The sequence below is a fragment of the Hoeflea sp. genome, from assembly GCF_039975035.1.
Lineage (GTDB): Bacteria > Pseudomonadota > Alphaproteobacteria > Rhizobiales > Rhizobiaceae > Hoeflea.
The window spans coordinates 1-17,130 of record NZ_JBDWHW010000030.1 but is presented as its reverse complement, the minus strand read 5'-3'; the positions used below and the strand labels follow the sequence as shown (position 1 = coordinate 17,130).

Annotated in this window: 17 protein-coding genes; 8 read left to right on the top strand and 9 right to left on the bottom strand. The window is 61.2% G+C overall.

Features of this window, described 5'->3' with window-relative positions; genetic code table 11:
• Positions 1–144 precede the first annotated feature (144 nt).
• Both ABJN75_RS02285 and ABJN75_RS02280 read left to right on the top strand, forming a co-directional pair.
• Entirely contained in the window at positions 145–1,092 is a 948-nt protein-coding gene (locus tag ABJN75_RS02285) for a GH25 family lysozyme (protein WP_348436461.1), read from the top strand.
• Positions 1,093–1,185: 93 nt separating this feature from the next.
• Positions 1,186–2,373, top strand: coding sequence for a lytic murein transglycosylase (locus tag ABJN75_RS02280; protein ID WP_348436459.1), 1,188 nt, complete (start codon positions 1,186–1,188; stop codon positions 2,371–2,373).
• Here ABJN75_RS02280 and ABJN75_RS02275 read toward each other — a convergent pair.
• Positions 2,356–4,020, bottom strand: a complete 1,665-nt coding sequence (locus tag ABJN75_RS02275; protein WP_348436457.1) for a cation:proton antiporter — start codon at positions 4,018–4,020, stop codon at positions 2,356–2,358. The genes ABJN75_RS02280 and ABJN75_RS02275 overlap by 18 nt on opposite strands.
• Before the next feature lie 325 nt (positions 4,021–4,345).
• On the opposite strand from ABJN75_RS02275, the gene ABJN75_RS02270 reads away from it, so the two are divergent.
• The 3 genes from ABJN75_RS02270 to ABJN75_RS02260 all read left to right on the top strand — a co-directional run bounded on the left by ABJN75_RS02270 (position 4,346) and on the right by ABJN75_RS02260 (position 7,287).
• Complete coding sequence (locus ABJN75_RS02270; protein ID WP_348436455.1) at positions 4,346–5,326, top strand: sialic acid TRAP transporter substrate-binding protein SiaP; 981 nt, start codon at positions 4,346–4,348, stop codon at positions 5,324–5,326.
• Positions 5,327–5,396: 70 nt separating this feature from the next.
• Entirely contained in the window at positions 5,397–5,963 is a 567-nt protein-coding gene (locus ABJN75_RS02265; protein WP_348436453.1) for a TRAP transporter small permease, read from the top strand.
• Between the two features lie 43 nt (positions 5,964–6,006).
• Positions 6,007–7,287: a TRAP transporter large permease gene (locus ABJN75_RS02260; protein ID WP_348436451.1), complete on the top strand. Its 1,281-nt coding sequence runs from the start codon at positions 6,007–6,009 to the stop codon at positions 7,285–7,287.
• Between the two features lie 25 nt (positions 7,288–7,312).
• On the opposite strand, the gene ABJN75_RS02255 is transcribed toward ABJN75_RS02260, so the two are convergent.
• The 3 genes from ABJN75_RS02255 to ABJN75_RS02245 form a co-directional block, all read right to left on the bottom strand.
• Positions 7,313–7,558, bottom strand: a complete 246-nt coding sequence (locus ABJN75_RS02255; RefSeq protein ID WP_348436449.1) for a hypothetical protein — start codon at positions 7,556–7,558, stop codon at positions 7,313–7,315.
• Between the two features lie 114 nt (positions 7,559–7,672).
• A complete protein-coding gene (locus tag ABJN75_RS02250) occupies positions 7,673–8,152 on the bottom strand; it encodes a YetF domain-containing protein (protein ID WP_348436447.1) in 480 nt (159 codons plus the stop codon).
• Positions 8,153–8,363: 211 nt separating this feature from the next.
• Entirely contained in the window at positions 8,364–9,584 is a 1,221-nt protein-coding gene (locus ABJN75_RS02245) for an alanine racemase (RefSeq protein WP_348436445.1), read from the bottom strand.
• 150 nt (positions 9,585–9,734) lie between these two features.
• Between ABJN75_RS02245 and ABJN75_RS02240 the strand changes: the two genes are divergently transcribed.
• Entirely contained in the window at positions 9,735–10,658 is a 924-nt protein-coding gene (locus ABJN75_RS02240; protein WP_348436443.1) for a DMT family transporter, read from the top strand.
• A 43-nt stretch (positions 10,659–10,701) separates the two neighbouring features.
• Positions 10,702–11,967: an amidase gene (locus ABJN75_RS02235; RefSeq protein WP_348436441.1), complete on the top strand. Its 1,266-nt coding sequence runs from the start codon at positions 10,702–10,704 to the stop codon at positions 11,965–11,967.
• A 511-nt stretch (positions 11,968–12,478) separates the two neighbouring features.
• Here the strand turns inward: ABJN75_RS02235 and metF are convergent.
• The 4 genes from metF to ABJN75_RS02215 form a co-directional block, all read right to left on the bottom strand.
• A complete protein-coding gene (gene metF, locus ABJN75_RS02230) occupies positions 12,479–13,393 on the bottom strand; it encodes a methylenetetrahydrofolate reductase [NAD(P)H] (RefSeq protein WP_348436439.1) in 915 nt (304 codons plus the stop codon).
• A 1-nt stretch (position 13,394) separates the two neighbouring features.
• On the bottom strand, positions 13,395–14,408 hold the full coding sequence (locus ABJN75_RS02225) for a metalloregulator ArsR/SmtB family transcription factor (protein WP_348436437.1): 1,014 nt from the start codon (positions 14,406–14,408) through the stop codon (positions 13,395–13,397).
• Positions 14,409–14,562: 154 nt separating this feature from the next.
• Positions 14,563–15,189 carry an MOSC domain-containing protein gene (locus ABJN75_RS02220; RefSeq protein WP_348436435.1) on the bottom strand — a complete coding sequence of 209 codons (627 nt, stop codon included), beginning with the start codon at positions 15,187–15,189 and terminating at the stop codon, positions 14,563–14,565.
• 85 nt (positions 15,190–15,274) lie between these two features.
• On the bottom strand, positions 15,275–15,496 hold the full coding sequence (locus ABJN75_RS02215; RefSeq protein ID WP_348436433.1) for a hypothetical protein: 222 nt from the start codon (positions 15,494–15,496) through the stop codon (positions 15,275–15,277).
• A 74-nt stretch (positions 15,497–15,570) separates the two neighbouring features.
• On the opposite strand from ABJN75_RS02215, the gene ABJN75_RS02210 reads away from it, so the two are divergent.
• Positions 15,571–15,993, top strand: a complete 423-nt coding sequence (locus ABJN75_RS02210; RefSeq protein WP_348436431.1) for a hypothetical protein — start codon at positions 15,571–15,573, stop codon at positions 15,991–15,993.
• A 10-nt stretch (positions 15,994–16,003) separates the two neighbouring features.
• Here ABJN75_RS02210 and ABJN75_RS02205 read toward each other — a convergent pair whose 3' ends face one another.
• Positions 16,004–16,684, bottom strand: coding sequence for an SDR family oxidoreductase (locus ABJN75_RS02205; RefSeq protein ID WP_348436429.1), 681 nt, complete (start codon positions 16,682–16,684; stop codon positions 16,004–16,006).
• Between the last annotated feature and the right edge of the window lie 446 nt (positions 16,685–17,130).

Below are 17,130 nucleotides of genomic sequence, written 5' to 3'. Positions count from 1 at the left end.
AAACACATGATTTATTTTGTTTTTCAAAACTTAAGCTTTTGTCGGTAGAAAGGCTGGAAATCCGGCCTTGCCCTCAATTTCCAGGCGGGATGCAATCACAAGCCCAAAAGCTGTAGTGCCTTGATGACACACACAAAATCACCCATGAACAAACCCCGCCCCCGCCCCCGCACGGACAGGACGCCGGCCGCGCAAACGCGGCGGTCGCCGCCGCAGTCAAAACCCCGGCCTGGCGCAAGCCCGCTGGTCGCAGCCCTGCTTGTCATGGCGGCGCTTGGCCTGGCCGGCTGCAATTCTTCCAGCCTGACGGAAGGTCTGGAACCGATCGGCGGCGGTAAACGCCCGGCGAATGCCACCCGGTCTGTGTCCGACCCCAGCTCCGTCAAGAAACTGCCGCCCCCCGGCAATGGACGCTATGGCGACCGCAAGCCGGTGGATTTCGGCAAGCACCATCCGGACAGATATCCGGTCCACGGCATCGATGTTTCCAAGTGGCAGGGCGAGATCGACTGGAACGAGGTCCGCAAGGCTGGCATAGCCTTCGTCTTCATGAAGGCCACCGAAGGCGGCGACCACACCGACGACCGCTATGACAGCTACTGGCGCGGCGCGCGCGCCGCCGGCATCGCCCATGCGCCCTATCATTTTTATTATTTCTGCCGTCCGGCGCGCGAACAGGCGGAATGGTTCATCGCCAATGTGCCGCGCGCCTCGGTGCAGATGCCGCCCGTTCTCGATGTCGAGTGGAACCACGCATCAAGAACCTGCACCTCGCGCCCCGATCCCGAAACCGTGCGCTCGGAAATGAAGATCTGGATGGACATCGTCGGCCGCCATTACGGCAAGCGGCCGATCATCTACACCCCGGTCGATTTCCACCGCGAAAACCTCGACGGCCATTTCAAGGGCTACCAGTTCTGGCTGCGCTCGGTCGCTGCCCACCCGCAGGACATCTACCCCGATCATCCCTGGACCCTGTGGCAATACACCGGCACCGGCATCATGCCCGGCATCAAGGGCGACACCGACATCAACGCCTTTGCCGGCAGCAAGGAAGAATGGCGCAAATGGCTGTGGAAATACGGGCGGTAGACTGGCAGCTGTTTTTGCAGCAATCCGGAAATCACCTCATCATTGCCACAAATCTGGGGTCGGTTCGCCATCCCATCAGGAGTTGAAGCCATCATGACATCGAAGTTTCCCTTAGCCCTTCTGCTTGCAGGCCTCGCGGCAACCCCGGCCTTAGCCCAGGCGCCCGCCTGCGGCGGCAATTTCGCCCAGTTCATCGAGGGCGTGAAGAACGAGGCGATTGCCATGGGTGTCAGCGCCGATGTTGCCCAGAAGGCACTGCGCGGGGCTTCGATCGACAACAAGGTGCTCTCACGCGACCGCGCGCAAGGGGTCTTCCGGCAGACATTTCTCGAATTCTCCAGACGTTCGGTGAGCGCCAACCGCATGCAGGTCGGCGCCAAGAAGATCAAGCAATACGCCGACACCTTCGCCCGCGCCGAAGCCGAATATGGCGTGCCCGCCGCCGTCATCACCGCCTTCTGGGGGCTGGAGACCGATTTTGGCGCGGTGCAGGGCGATTTCAACACATTGAACGCGCTGGCGACGCTGGCGCATGACTGCCGCCGGCCCGAACTGTTTCGCCCGCAGTTGCTCGCGGCCATCGAGATGGTCGGCCATGGCGATCTCGATCCACGCGGCACCACCGGCGCCTGGGCCGGCGAAATCGGCCAGGTGCAGATGCTGCCCCGCGATATCATCGCCTATGGCGTCGATGGCGACGGCGACGGTCACGTCAATCTCAAGAAATCCTCGCCTGACGCGATCATGACCGCGGCCAGGTTCATCAAATCCCTGGGCTGGCGCGCGGGCGAGCCGTGGCTGGCGGAAGTCTCGCTGCCATCCGGCTCGTTTCCTTTCGAGAAATCCGGCCTCGGCCAGAACATGAAGCTGAGCGACTGGACGGCAGCCGGCGTGACCTTCCGCAACGGCACTCCCACCTCACAGGATCTGCCCGCCGATCTGCTGTTTCCGCAGGGCCGCAACGGGCCGGCTTTTCTGGTCTTTCCGAATTTCTCGATCTATCTCGAATGGAACCAGAGCTTCATCTACACCACCTCAGCGGCCTATTTCGCAGCCCGGCTTGCCGGCGCCAAACCCTATGACGCGGGCAATCCCGGCGACGGGCTTGGCGATGTGGAGATGAAACAACTGCAGCAAAAACTTGCTGCGCGCGGTCATGATGTCGGCAAGATCGACGGCATCCTCGGCGGCGGCACCCGCGCAGCCGTCCGCGCCGAGCAGCTGCGGCTTGGCCTGCCCGCCGACGGTTGGCCGGACCAGGATCTACTCAACCGGCTGTGAGGGTTTGCGCCGTCTGGAGGGTTTGGCAACCGGCGTGTCCGGTTGAGGGGGAGCAGCCTGCTCCAGCGGTCCCGTCGCGGCCCGATTGATCGAGGGCGGCAGTTCGGACTGGTTCGCGTCGGGGGCATTGACCGGAGCATCGGGTTGCACTGCGGCCGGGCCAGGCTCCACAGCCTCGCCCGCGGGACTATCGGCCGTCATGGCTTCGGCAGGCGCATCCGGATTGTGCGCATCGCTCCCGGCCCCGCCGGCCTTGACGGCGGTGCGGCGGGCGCGGCGCTGATAGAGCGCGAAACGAGCCGCACGGTAGCGCGCCCTGACCGCCCACATCACATTCTCCACGCCGTCGAGTTCGTCCTCATAGGCCCGCGCCAGTGCTTCCCTGTAGGATCCCAGCCCTTCATTGGCGAGGTCTTCGACACGCTCCATCAGGTTGAACCAGAGCGGCGATACCAAGAGCGAGATCGCGGTCACCGCAATGGCCAGACGGTAGATATCAGCCCCGAAGGCGCCCGAAGCAAACCCTGCGGCTGCCAGCACAAAGGAGAATTCGCCGATCTGCGCCATCGACAGACCCGCCAGCAGCGCTGTCTTCGGATCCGAACCGGTGATCCTGAGCAGGAAGATGTTGAGCGCGGTCTTCATCGCCACCACCAGAAGCGCTGCGGCCAACACCAGCCAGACATTGGCCAGTATGAAGTCGAGATCGATCAACAGGCCGATCGACAGGAAGAAAACCACCAGCAGAATGCTCTGGATCGGCTCGATCACCGGAATCACCCGGCTGCGAAGCGTGGAATTGCCGACGATGATGCCGGCGAGAAACGCGCCATAAACCGGTGAAAGCCCGGCCAGGCCGGAGAGCGCGGCGGCGGAAAAACACAAAGCCAGCGAGCCGATCGCCAGCAGGTCGACATTGTTCTCTATCGCTTCGGCGAAAGGCAGCCTGAGTTTCGGATTGCGGCCGAACCACCACAACAGCCCGGCAAGCAGCATCACGGCGACGACCACCTTGAACGCCACCTCGCCAAAATGAATGGTTTCACCGCCAAGGCTGGACACCAGGATCAGCATCGGCACCACGGCGATGTCCTGCGCAATCAACACACCCACGGCAACCCGTCCCGGCGCCTGGCGCAATTCTCCCATCTCGTCGAGCATCTTCATCGCCACCACGGTGCTCGACAGCGCGATGATGAACCCCAGAATGAGGGTCTCCGACGGGCTAGCGCCCAGCGTGAACGCCAACAGCGCCGCCAGCGCCATTGCCGCGACCAGCTGCCCGACAGCAACCAGCACCGCCTGCTTGAGGCTCAGCACAAACGCCTTGATCGACAGTTCCATGCCGATGAAGAACAACAGCACCACGACGCCCAGTTCGGCCAGCAGCGAGACATTTTCCGAAGTCGAGATCACGCCAAGACCGGTGGGGCCCAGCGCCAGCCCGGCGAGGATGAAACCCACCAGCGGCGGCTGCCTTAACCGCATGAAGCCCAGCCCCATCAGCGCCGCGATGGCCACCGCGATCGCAATCGCCACCATTGCCTGGCCATGATGGGTTGACTGGACTGTCGCGTCGACCACGTGGGCCGCAGCTTCCACTACGTTGTTTGCCGCTTCAACCGCCTTGGCGAGTTTCTCGTCCATTCAAGCTCCTTGCCCGATCAGACTAGTGGATCGGGACCGGTCACGAAAGCCTTGCAAAACAATTGTTTCCGCAGTGCAGCACCCGAACCATTGCCCAGTCACAATGGCCAACCAACCCGCTGGCCCGGCGCCGAACGCCAGGTCTCGATCGGCGCTCACCCCTCGCCGTTTGGCAATCATGAGCAAACTGACGCGAGGATATGCTTGTCATTATTCTAGTATACCAGTATGAATTTGAGATCATGTGGCAGATACCCGTGTGATGCAGAGGAGAATTCGCAACGGGCCTCCATCGAGGTCATTGTAGTTTTGGGAGGAACTATCCATGAAAATTCGAGATATTGCACTGGCCGCGCTGGCATCGACAATGTTGACGGCGACATCCGTGCCGGCATTTGCCGCGCCGACAACGCTGAAATGGGCCCATGTCTATGAAGCCAGCGAGCCCTACCACACCTGCGCTGTCGCAGCGTCCGAGCTGCTGTCAAAGGCAACCGATGGCCGCTACGATATCGAAGTCTTTCCGGCCTCTTCGCTGGGCAAGGAAGTTGACATCAACGAGGGTCTCGGGCTGGGGACAGTCGACATCATCTACACCGGCCAGCTGTTTGCCGGGCGCTCCTATGGACCGATCGCGATCGGCGGCGCACCCTTCATGTTCCGCGACTTCGATCACTGGGACAAATACCGCAATTCCGACCTCTTCGCCGACATGTCGAAGGGCTATGAGGATGCCTCGGGCAACCACATCACCTCCATGACCTATTACGGTCAGCGTCATGTCACATCCAATGTCGAGATCAAGACACCCGAGGACATGAAGGGCCTGAAAATTCGCGTCCCCAACGCGCCGCTCTACATGATGTTCCCGCTGGCTGTCGACGCCAACCCGACGCCGATCGCCTTTGCCGAGGTCTATCTGGCTCTGCAGCAGGGCACCGTCGACGCCCAGGAAAACCCGCTGCCGACCATCCAGGCCAAGAAGTTCTACGAAGTGCAAAAGTTCATCACGCTGACCGGCCACATCACCGACGCGCTTCTCACCATCGTCGGCGGTCCGGCCTGGGGCGCCATGAGCCCCGAAGACCAGACAGCGCTTGACGGCGTGCTCGATGCGACAGCGGTCTGCGCCAGTGACCAGATCACCCAGAAGGAAAAGGATCTGGTGCAGTGGTTCAAGGACCAGGGCGTTAGCGTCAACGAAGTGGATCGCACACCGTTCCGCGAAGCCACAATGAAGCTGCACAATGGTGCTGACGCCACCTGGGACCAGGCCACCTACGACAAGCTGCAGGCCATCAAGTAGCCAAGTCCGGACATTTGCGTTGCGCGGCGGCCGGTGGCCGCCGCCTCTCAGTCCCTTCGGAGGTTGCCTGATGCCAACAATAGACCAATCCACAGCTCAATCCTCGATCGCCAAACTGATCCATGAGGAAGACGAGGACCTGACCGGTTTCCAGTGGGACGACGGTCTGGTGTTATCGGTCTTCTGGGCATTGGCGTTCGTCGTGTTTTTGCAGTTCTTCACCCGTTATGTGCTCAACAATTCGCTCGGCTGGACCGAAGAAATCGCCCGCTTCCTGCTGATCGCGGTGACCTTTCTCGGCGCCATCATGGCGGTCCGGCGCGAAAGCCACATCGCTGTCGAGCTGGCGTTTCGCTGGCTGTCGCGACCGGTACGCAAGGCGCTGCAATATTTCATCGATATCGTCTCAATCGTCTTTTACGGCTTCATGGGCTTTCTGTGCACCCAGGTGGCCGGCAGGACCCAGCAGAAGATGGTCTCGCTCAATTTTCCGAAATCGTCGATCTACTGGTTCATCGCCGCCTGTTTTCTGGCCATGACCATCTACGCGCTGATTGTGTTCTGGCGCCACTTGCGCTCCGGCAGCAGCCGGCTGATCGACCCCGAAACCGCCAAGGCAACCGGCCCGACGCTTTGACTAGCCTCGCCATAGCCCTCTTCGCTTCGAGCAAAGGCACACCATGCTCCTGACCCTTCTCTTCGTCATGGTCTTCGCGCTGATCATGCTCGGCGTCCCGGTCGCCATCGCGCTGGCCGGCTCCTCGGCCGTGTTCATCCTGCTCGACGGTCATGTGCCCGGCCTCGTCGTCGCCCACCGGATGATCAATGGAGTCGATTCCTTTCCTCTGCTGGCCGTGCCGTTCTTCATTCTCGCCGGCAATTTGATGAACACCGCCGGCATCACCGAACGCATTTTCGATTTCGCCAAGGCGATGATCGGCTGGCTGCCGGGCGGGCTCGGCCATGTCAATATCGGCGCCTCGGTGATTTTTGCCGGCATGTCGGGCGCAGCCGTCGCCGATGCCGGCGGACTCGGCGCCATCGAGATCAAGGCCATGCGCGATGCCAATTACGATCCGGGCTTCGCGGTCGGCATCACCGCCGCCTCCTCGACCATCGGTCCGATCATTCCACCGTCATTGCCGATGGTGATTTATGGTGTTGTCGCGGGCGCTTCCATTGGTCAGTTGTTTGCCGCCGGCTTTGTTCCCGGTCTGCTGATGGCAATCGCGCTGATGGTCATGGTTGCCTTCTACGCCCGCCGCTACAAATATCCGCGTGACCAGGCCTTCCGGTTTTCCATTCTGGGGCGGGCCTTCATCCGTGCATTCCTGTCGCTGCTCACTCCGGTGATCATTGCCGGCGGCATCCTCTCGGGCGCCTTCACTCCTACGGAAGCTGCCATTGCCGCCTGTGCATGGGCGCTGATCCTCGGACTATTCGTCTACCGCACGCTGACTGTGCGGCGCTTTCTGAAAGTCTCGATGGACACCATCGAGACCACGTCTGTGGTGCTGTTCATCGTTGCCGCCGCCTCGATCTTCGCCTGGATCTTGACATCGAACCGGGTGCCAGAGCATTTCGCCGCGCTGATCCTCGGTGTGTCGGAAAACCCGATCATCATCCTGCTGTTGATCAACGTCATCCTGCTCATCGTCGGCTGCTTTATGGAAACGGTTGCCGCCATTACCATCCTGGTGCCGGTGCTGCTGCCGATTGCGGTCCATATCGGTATCGACCCGGTGCATTTCGGCGTGATCCTGGTGCTCAACCTGATGATCGGGCTGCTTACCCCGCCAGTCGGCATGGTGCTCTATGTGCTTTCGCGCGTGTCGAAAGTCCCGTTCGAACGCTGTGTCAGCGCCACGGCGCCGTTCCTGATCCCACTGTTTGCGGTGCTGATGCTGGTGACGTTCTTCCCGATCTTCACCATGTGGCTGCCAACCCTGATCTACCGCTGAGGCCCGTCATAGCGCGGCGCATCACTCACAGCTTGTCGAACTCGTCCTTGTCGACCGGCATCAGCATCACCGCTGTGGCCATCACCGCGAAGCCGAAGGTGGAGCCGAATGACATCAGCAGGATGAACACCGCCGCGATCCGGCTCGACGAGCCCATCACCAGATCGCCAAAGCCGTTGATGTTGAAATACACGACGCCTGCCGCCACGGCCCAGCCGATCAACACGCCAAGCGCCGAGTTGATCAATATGAAGCGGATCAGTTTTGGCATTGCATCTCTCCAGATGGGCCGGAAGGCTCACAGCCCGTAATCATTTTATGTCAACACCTGGCGCCAGACCGCGTGACAGATGCGCGCAGCGCCGTGTGCTGTGCAAAGCCCGTTTCAGACGGCTTTGAAGACGTTCAGCGACCCATCGGTTTCCAGCACCACGGAATGAAGATCCGACATCTCCGTCAGGCCATTGGCGTGCACAGCCGCAAAGATCTCTTCCTTCGACACCCGCTCGGCCCGCATCGCCTTGTCCTGATAGGCGCCGCGATGCACCAGCAGCGTCGGGTTGCTCTTGACCAGTGTTTCGAATGTGCGCGAGCGCACCGACAGCCAGGTGATGCCAAATTGCAGGATGATCAAGAGCCCGAGCCCGACGATGCCTTCCACCAGCGGCACCGACTTTGTGATGATGATCGACGACAGCATTGAGCCCAGACAAATGGTGACAATGAAATCAAAGGCGTTGAATTTGCTCAATGTCCGTTTGCCCGACGTCCTCAGCATCACGATCAGCGCCGCATAGCCCAGAACCCCGGTGATGATAATCCGCCCGATGCCGGCCCAGTCATCAAAAAAAATCGGAGTGTCCATAATTGCCTTCCAGGTTGCTTCAAGCTCTGCAAAGCCGTCATCGGGATGACCGCAAGTACTGCCCCAATCCGCCAATGCCGGCACCGGTCAACCCGTGACACGCCCCATTGGTTCCCGAATGCTTGTCGTGTTCAAGTCTATTCATCCAAACGCGGCATCGATCATTTCGAAGTCCTGCAGCGCTTCTCGCCCCGGCGCCGCAGCTTTGCCCTCAGTCCGCCATGGTTTCAAGGCTGGCAAACCCGTCCGGCGCGCCCTCGTTGCCGAAGGGCGTCGTCACCTCGACGAAATCATCGGGATAAAACCCGTTGAACCGGGTTCTCAACGACAGCGAATAGGCGCCGATATGGCCGATCTCGATCCAGTCACCGGTGTCCACAGTTTCGGGCAGCCAGAATGGCCTCGACAGGATATCGACGGAATCACAAGTCGCGCCGCAGACCTTGAACGCCACCACGTTTTCCGCCTTGCCCTTGCGGATGCGCCGTGCCGGATCGGGGATGAACCGCGCCGGAAGCGTGATCTTGCCGGTCCAGCTATCAGACAGCGAGGCCCAGATGCCGTCATTGATGTAGAGCCGCTTGCCCTTCCTGAGCAGCACCCGCACAACCAGCGAAAACGCCCGCGCCACCACCACGCGGCCGGGTTCGGCCACCAGCGGCACGTCGTCGAAGGCCCATTCGGTGATGTTCGACTTGAGCTCGCCCATCAGTTCCTCGAGCGGCGGCATCGGCTTGGCCTTGCGGTTCGGGTCATGCCCATAGACCGCGGGAAATCCGCCGCCGACATCGAGCCCGACAAGGGTGACGCCCGCGCGGTTTCGCACCCAGTCGGCGGATTTGAGCGCCAGCTCATAGGATTCGGCTTCCTCTACCTGGCTGCCGACATGAAAGCACAGACCAACCTTGAAGCCTATCTTATGGAGCCGCTGCACCAGTTCGACCGCATGGCCGGGTGCGGCGCCGAATTTCTTCGACAGCTCGTACATCGCGTGACCCTTGGTCTGCAGCCGCACGAAAATGCTGATCGAGCCCGGATCGAGATCAAGCGCCCGCACGATCCTGAGCACCTTGGCAATCTCGTCCTCATGGTCGAGCGACATCACCCTTATACCGTAAGTCTCAAGCGCCAGACGGATATCCGACTGTGCCTTGACCGGGTGCATGTACAGCATTTCCGCGTCCGGCGATGCGGCGCGCACAGCCTCGAACTCGCCCGGCGAGGCGACGTCAAAGATTTTCACACCGGCCTCGACCAGTGTCTTGAGCACCATCGGTTCACCATTGGTCTTGACCGCATAGGCGGTGTCTCCGGGAAACAGTTTCATGAACTGTAGCGCATCCTGTTTCAGCACTTTCGGCCGAAAGCAGTAAAGCGGATGGTCCGGCCTCAGCGTCAGGGCGGCGTCGGTACCGGTGGCGAATCGCTGCATTAGGATCTCCTGATTTTGGATCGGATCCTATCAACAGGCCAGACGCCGGGCAAATGCCAGCGCTGTGGTCCAGGCTGCTGATTTCGGGTGGCGTCGGGTCAGCCGCCGTGTCACTCAGTCCGCACCAACCGAATACGAGGCCTCCCTCCCATGCCCGCTTCCCCGCTCCCCGGCTCCACAGCCGCATCCATGTCCGCCACCACCTGGGGCCTTCTCATCCTGCTCGGCCTGATCTGGGGCGGATCGTTCTTTTTCGGCCGCATCGCCGTACAGCATGTTCCGCCCATGACGCTGGTGTTCTTTCGCGTCAGCCTCGCAGCCCTGGCGTTGCATGTGGCATTCGGGCGAATGCCGGATTTCTACCGCACCCTTGTCAGCCGCTGGCGCGAACTTCTTGTTCTCGGGCTTCTCAACAATGCCATCCCCTTCACGCTGATCTTCCTCGGCCAGACACGTATCGGCTCCGGTCTCGCCTCAATCTTGAACGCCACCACGCCGCTGTGGGCGGTTCTGGTGGCGCAGGCCATGACCACCGATGAAAAAATCACGCCAGCCAAACTGATCGGCTGCGCGCTCGGGTTGGCCGGCATGGTGCTGCTGATCGGCCCGGCAGCACTCGGTATCGCCGACAGCCCGTTGTGGGCCAAGCTTGCGGTGGTTGGCGCGGCGATCTCCTATGGCTTTGCAGCCACATTCGGAAAGCGCTTCAAGGGCCTGTCTCCGCGCATCACCGCAACCGGCCAGTTGACCGCTTCAAGCCTGATCATGCTGCCGCTTATGCTGGTGGTCGATCAGCCATGGGCGTTGCAGGCGCCGCCCGCCAATGTGATTGCCTCGATCCTGGCGCTAGCGCTGTTGTGCACGGCCTTCGCCTATATTGTCTTCTTCCGGATCCTGAGTGTCGCCGGCGCCACCTCCGCCTCGCTGGTCACGTTGCTGGTGCCGCCGGCGGCAATCCTGCTCGGAGTCCTGTTTCTCGGCGAAACCCTGTCACTGAGCGAAGCGCTCGGTCTGGCTCTGATTGCGCTGGGGCTCTTGTCACTGGACAACAGGCTGGCCATAAAGCGCACATAGACGGTTCTGTTCCGTCTAAACATCTTTGAGGGGAGCCGCCGGGATGGCCGAAAACCGCATGATGAGTCTTGCCGCCCTGATCCGGGCACGCGATGAAGGCAACGCCGATCCGAAGCTGATGGTGGCGCTCAGCCGCGACGCCATCGCGCGCAACGATGCCGTCATCAAGGCCTTCGCTCACTTGCCCGCCGAGCCCGTCATCGGCACTGAGGGACCGTTGGCCGGGGTGGCAATCGGCATCAAGGACATCTTCGACACATTCGATCAGCCGACCACCTATGGCTCACCTGCCTATGAAGGCCACCGTCCCCGTGTCGATGCGGCGATCGTCGATCTCGCCAGGCGGCGCGGCGCCACCATTATCGGCAAGACCGTCTCCACCGAATTCGCCTTTCTCAATCCCGCCGTCACCGTCAATCCGCACAATCACGCCCATACCCCCGGCGGCTCGTCCTCCGGTTCCGCCGCGGCCATCGCAGCAGGCATGATCCCGGCGGCACTCGGCACCCAGACCGGCGGATCGGTAATCCGTCCCGCAAGCTTCTGCGGGATTGCCGGTTACAAACCAAGCTACCGGCTGCTGCCGATCAGCGGCATCAAGCACTTTGCCCCCTCGCTCGACACCGTCGGCCTGTTTGCCGCAAGCGTTGCCGATGTGGCGCTGCTCGCCGCACTGCTAACCGGCCGCGATCTGGGCGCCGGGCCGGATGAACAACCTTCCGACCGGCAAAAGATCCGCGTTGGCCTCTACCGCTGCGCGCTTCTCGAAGGAGCCGACCCGGAAATGCGCGCGGCATTGACAAAGGCCGCCGACATGGCCGCCAATGCCGGCTTCGACGTCGGCGAGATCGGCGAACCCGAAGCCATGGCGCTGGCCCGAGACGCCCATGCAAACATCCAGAATTACGAGGCCGGTCTTGCCTGCGGGCCCGATCTTGCCTTGTACCGCAACCAGATGAGCCAGTTGCTTGCCGGGACCATCGAGCGTGGTCAGGCCATCTCACCCGAAGCCTATGACGAGGCCCGCAAATTTGCCAAGCGTGGCCGCGTCGCCACACGGGCATTGTTCGGCGAGGTCGACATCCTGCTCACGCCATCCGCGCCAGGTGCCGCGCCGCATGGGCTGGAGACGACAGGCGATCCGCGTTTCAACAAGCTCTGGACACTCATGGGAACTCCGGCGATCAGCATCCCCGGTTTCAGCGACGAGGCCGGTCTGCCACTTGGCATTCAGGCGGTCGCCCGCTTTGGCCGGGACAAGGCGCTGCTGAGTGTCGCCGCCGCACTGGAACAGGCATTCAAAGCCTGACACCACGGCCCCAGGCCCAAAGTCCTTTTCTGCCCTGCCGTACAGGGCCCATCTCACTGCTTGTCATCGGGTCTACTCGACCTCCCAAGGCAGCCAGACGGAAGGAAATGCAGCACAAAAGTGGCAACATCCTCTCGGGTGCACCTGTGGTTTACGCACCTGTAAGAGGCATTTGACAGTTTCTTAACAGAATATGAACACGGGTATAATTTTTATTTTTCAATGCTTTAATATGGGATGAAGGATGATTTTACCCCAAAATAGCTGCACTGCAGCAACGATTTCGCTTTCCACGGAGCCGAAGCCGTGACTATCATTTGTCTGTAAACGCGATGGAGGACCACCATGGGATTTACGCAATCGCTCAATGCCCTTGTGATCTGTGCAGCGTTCATATTTGTTGGTGCAATGCTGTTCATCTGACCTTGAAAGCATTGAATAACAGTCAAAAAAATGACAACGGGAGCGTTTTGGCGCTCCCGTTTTCGTTTTCCAACAATCTTTGTGCGGTTCAGGCCGCAGCGCCGACCGCGGTCGTATCGACACCGCGCAGTCCAAGCATATGGCAGATCGCGTAGACCAGCTGGGCCCGGTTCATGGTGTAGAAGTGGAAATCGTCAATTCCGCGTTCGACCAGATCGTTGACCTGCTCGGCGGCAACCGCTGCGGCCACCAGCGCGCGGGTTTCGGCGTCTTTTTCAAGCCCGTCAAACCGCCGCGCCAGCCAGTCCGGCACGGTTGCACCGCAGAGTTTGGAGAATCGCGCCACCTGGCCGAAATTGTGGATCGGCAGAATGCCGGGCACGATCGGCACATAGATGCCGGCGCGCCGGACCCGTTCGACATAGCGTTCATAGATGTCGTTGTCGAAAAAGAACTGGGTTATCGCCCGGGTGGCGCCAGCATCGACCTTGCGCTTGAGCATGTCGATGTCGGTGGCGAAATCCGGGCTTTCGGGATGGCGCTCGGGATAGGCGGAAACTGAAATCTCGAAATCCGAGAGCGCCCGCAGCCCCGCGACCAGTTCGGCGCCGTTGGCGTAGCCGCCGGGATAGGGCTGGTAGGCCGCGCCAACGCCTTCCGGGGGGTCGCCCCTCAGGGCGACGAAATGATTGACGCCAACGTCCTGGAATTCCCGCGCCACCGCATCCACAGCGGCCTTGTCGGAGCCGACACAGGTCAGATGCGCAGCCGGCGCAAGCGCCGTTTCGCTACAGATCCGGGAAACCGTGTTGAGCGTCGGCTGCTTGGTCGAACCGCCGGCTCCGTAGGTCACCGACACGAAGTCAGGCTGAAACGTCGCCAGTTTGCTGATGCTTTCCCACAGCTGGCTTTCCATGTCGCCATTCTTGGGTGGAAAGAACTCGAAGGACACCTTGATGCGCTCGGAGGAATCCTGTGCGCTGGCGCGGGAGGAGCTGGTCATATTAGGCTGTTCCTGTACTTGTAAATGTCGGGTCGGAGGCAATCAGCAGGCGGGGGTCGCGGGCCAGCCAGATGGTGACCGTCAGGGTCCGCTCATTGCCGGATCCGGCGGGCAGATCGACAATCTTCTCGACTGTCAATCCGCATTGCTTGAGCCAGTCCGCAACCTGGGACTGGCTGAAGCCGAGCCGGGCATGAGCATGCTCAAGCCGGAGTTCTTCGTAGTCGTGCGGCGCGAAATCCACCACCACGACGCGACCGCCGGGCCGCAGCATGCGCGCCGCTTCGGCAATAGCCGGCAACGGATCGTGCAGGAAATGCAGGACCTGGTGAATGGTCACCACATCAAAGCTCTCGCGTTCGAGCGGCAAATTGAAGATGTCGCCCTGACGCACCGAGGCATGGGTGATGCCGGCCTCATCGAGCTGCGCACGGGCAATGGAAAGCATGTTGCGGCTTGAATCAATGCCGATGGCGCGGCGGTAGCGGTCGGACAGCAGCTCGAGCATGCGGCCGGTTCCGGTGCCAAGATCGAGCAGCCCGTCAAACGGCGTCCGCCCGATCAGCTTGAGGATTTCCGTCTCCACCTTCTCATCGGCGACATGCCTGTTTCTCAGATCGTTCCAGCTCTCCGCATTGGCGGAGAAATAGGCTTCGGCGCGGCTGGCCCGGGCCTGCTTGACGATCGCCAGCCGCTCGCCATCCCGCGCCAGATGCGCATCCGAGCGCGAGGCTGCGCTCAAGGCGTGCTGCATCAGCCTGGCCCGCACTCCATCCCGGGTCATGCGGAAATACGCCCAGGCGCCTTCCTGATAGCGCTCGACCAGCCCGGCCTCGCCAAGCAGCTTGAGATGGCGCGAGATCCGCGGCTGCGACTGGCCCAGCACCTCGGTCATTTCGCTCACCGTCAGATCACCCTGGCTTAGAAGCGCAATCAGACGCAACCGTGTCGGCTCGCCCGCGGCTTTGAGAACCTCGACACATTCCTCAAGAGTAAGGGGAGACAGGGACAGCATTCGCAACCTCAAAAATGATATAAAGATATGTTTATGTCATTCTTGTCGGGAAGGCAAGCGCAATGTCGCTATGGCCAAACTTATTGTCGTTTTGACCGCGAGCGCGGCGCATGGCGCAGCAAAATGCAATTGAGGCGGAATGACGCGACGGCGATCACCGCACAGGGTAAATCCACTGTTCCCAGATATGCGCGGTAACGGCCTCGCCCTTGTTGATGACGCCGGGCTTTTCCACCCAGGCGACAACGCCGCGGCGGCGCTTGGCGGCCTTGACGAAGCCGAGCGCCAGGCTGGTCTCGTCCATCTCGGGGAAATTCTTGGCGATCGACGCGCCGGCAATCAGGCAGGGCCCGTTGTCGCCGTCGATCCTGAGCGTCACGCCGCCTTCGAAGAACAGTTGCGTGCGCGGCGGCAGCATCGACACCAGCGCAATGCCGTCGATCACCAGATTGGCGCCGATCCATTCCGGGTCGATCCGGTCAATGCCCATCTGGGCCGCAGCCAGCGCCAGTTCATCGGCGGCCACGATCGAAATCTGGCGTTCGTTGCGCATCTCGGTGCCGCGTGGATACCAGGGCTCGCGGCCGCCGGATTTGCGGGTCGGCCCGGCATGGTAATCGCCCTCGATCCCGTCAAACCCCATTGTCAGATGCGCCACATCTTGGGTTGGAAAATCGCCGCCAAGTGCTGCCAGCACCGCCGATACATGCCCCTTGATCCGCCGCGCCGGCTTGATCTCGGGCAACACGGGCGCGTCGGCGGGAAACATCGGAAGGGTCATGGGGCGCTCCAGGCAGAAAAATCCATCAGGGTTGAGACATACCCAATACCCCGCTGATGAACCAATCAAAAAACATGAACCGGAACTATCGGTCCTGCGTCTTGCCCGGCCCGGCCAAACCCTGCCAGGGCAGCGCGTTGGAGGGCAGCCGGTGCGCCATCATCAGCATGGCCAGCATCAGCGCCAGCACCAGCAGCGTTGCCGCCAGCACCGGCTTCAGCGCGATGGCGTAAAACCGGGCGTGGCAGGCGAACACAATGATCCGCGGCGTGGCGCAGATCGAAATACCAATCAGCGGCAGCGGCATCAATTCACCTGGCACAAAGACTGTGCTAATATCCGGTTTCGGGGAGCTGCAACCATTGATCCGGGAGATCATCGATGACGCTTGCGAACAGACTTGCAAGGCCGCTGTGCCTGACCCTCGCACTCACCTTGAGCCACACGGCCGCCCCGCTCGCCGCCGATCTTTCCTGCAACGGCCTGCTCGAAACCGGCCAGACCATGATCTGCTCAGGCTTCGAGCCCAACTGGGCGCTGGAACTGAGCTGCGACGGCAACATGAGTGCAAACTTCATCGACGCCTTTTCCGGCGATGGTATCCAGACCACGCCCGGCAGCATCAGCTTCACCACCGAAAACCCCTGGCAGCTTGAAACCAGCCATCCGGTGACCGGCTCGATCGCCTACACGCCCGGCGGCTGCACCGACGAGAGCGACGCGGTGCGCGACTTCACCTTCACGCCCACCGGCGCCCCCGGCCTCAGCGCCCCGTTCTTCCCGTTCTGCTGCCGGATGAAATAGCGCCTGCGTCTCACAAAACGAGCGAGGAGCCGTCCCAGTTGTAAAACTGGCCCGTGCCTTCAAGCGTCAGGCCCTCGGCGATATTGAGGATCCCGCCCGCACTTGTGGCTGCATCGATGTCGGCGCCCGCTCCGCCCATGTCGGTGCGGACCCAGCCGGGATGCAGCATCGCCACGGCCACGCCCATCGGCTCGAGATCGGTCGCCAGCCCCTGCATCACCTTGTTGACCGCCGCTTTCGATGCCCGGTAGGCAATCCGGTCGGATTTGGCGTGCGACAGGCTGCCCATCCAGGATGAGACCGTGAGAATACGCGGATTTGTACTGCGCTGGAGATGAGGCAGGAAAGCTTGCGCCACAGCCAAAGGCGCCAGCGTGTTGACGGCAAGCGCCTTCGCAAACCCGTCAAAATCCATATCAAGCGTCGATTGCCGCTCCGGCCCGATAATGCCGGCATTGTTGATCAGGATATCGATCGGCGTGGCTAGACTGGCCGCAGCCGCGCGCACCGCAGCGCGGTCTGTGACATCAAACACCAGATCATGAAAGTTTGGATGCTCGCAAATATGCGCGTCAGGATCGGTGACCGCGCTGCGCGCCGAGCCATAGACGGTCCAGCCCTTGGCCAAAGCCTGTCTGGCCATTTCCAGACCAATGCCGCGATTGGTTCCGGTGATGAGGATGGTGGTCATGGGATGGGTCTTGTTTCAAGAGTATCGTTGCTGTTGAACCTGCCCCGAAGCATCAAGTCAACCTGAAACCGTCCTTTTCGGCAAACCCGACCGGGGTTGGCGGCATCTCTTGGAATCAAAGCGGGCGCTCGACCTCATCTGCAATCGCCGTTTCAGCGCCCGCCTTTTCGGACGCCGGGATCATCATCTCCGTCGAAACGACCGGCTGGTTTCACCGATCTGGTGCCGGATGATTAGCACTGTACGATTAATATGACGCATTCTGCCGCAATGATTTTATGGGCTGAGAAGGATTTGCGTCGAAGGGCATACCTGGCGGGTACGTTCAAGACGAAAATCCTTCTCAGGACTTGAAGGCATGCGGCCCTTCGGGTTGGCTGAAACCTGCTACCCACTGCGTCGGGCGGCTTGAGAGATGGACCCGCATCGCTCTGCGCCGTCCTTCT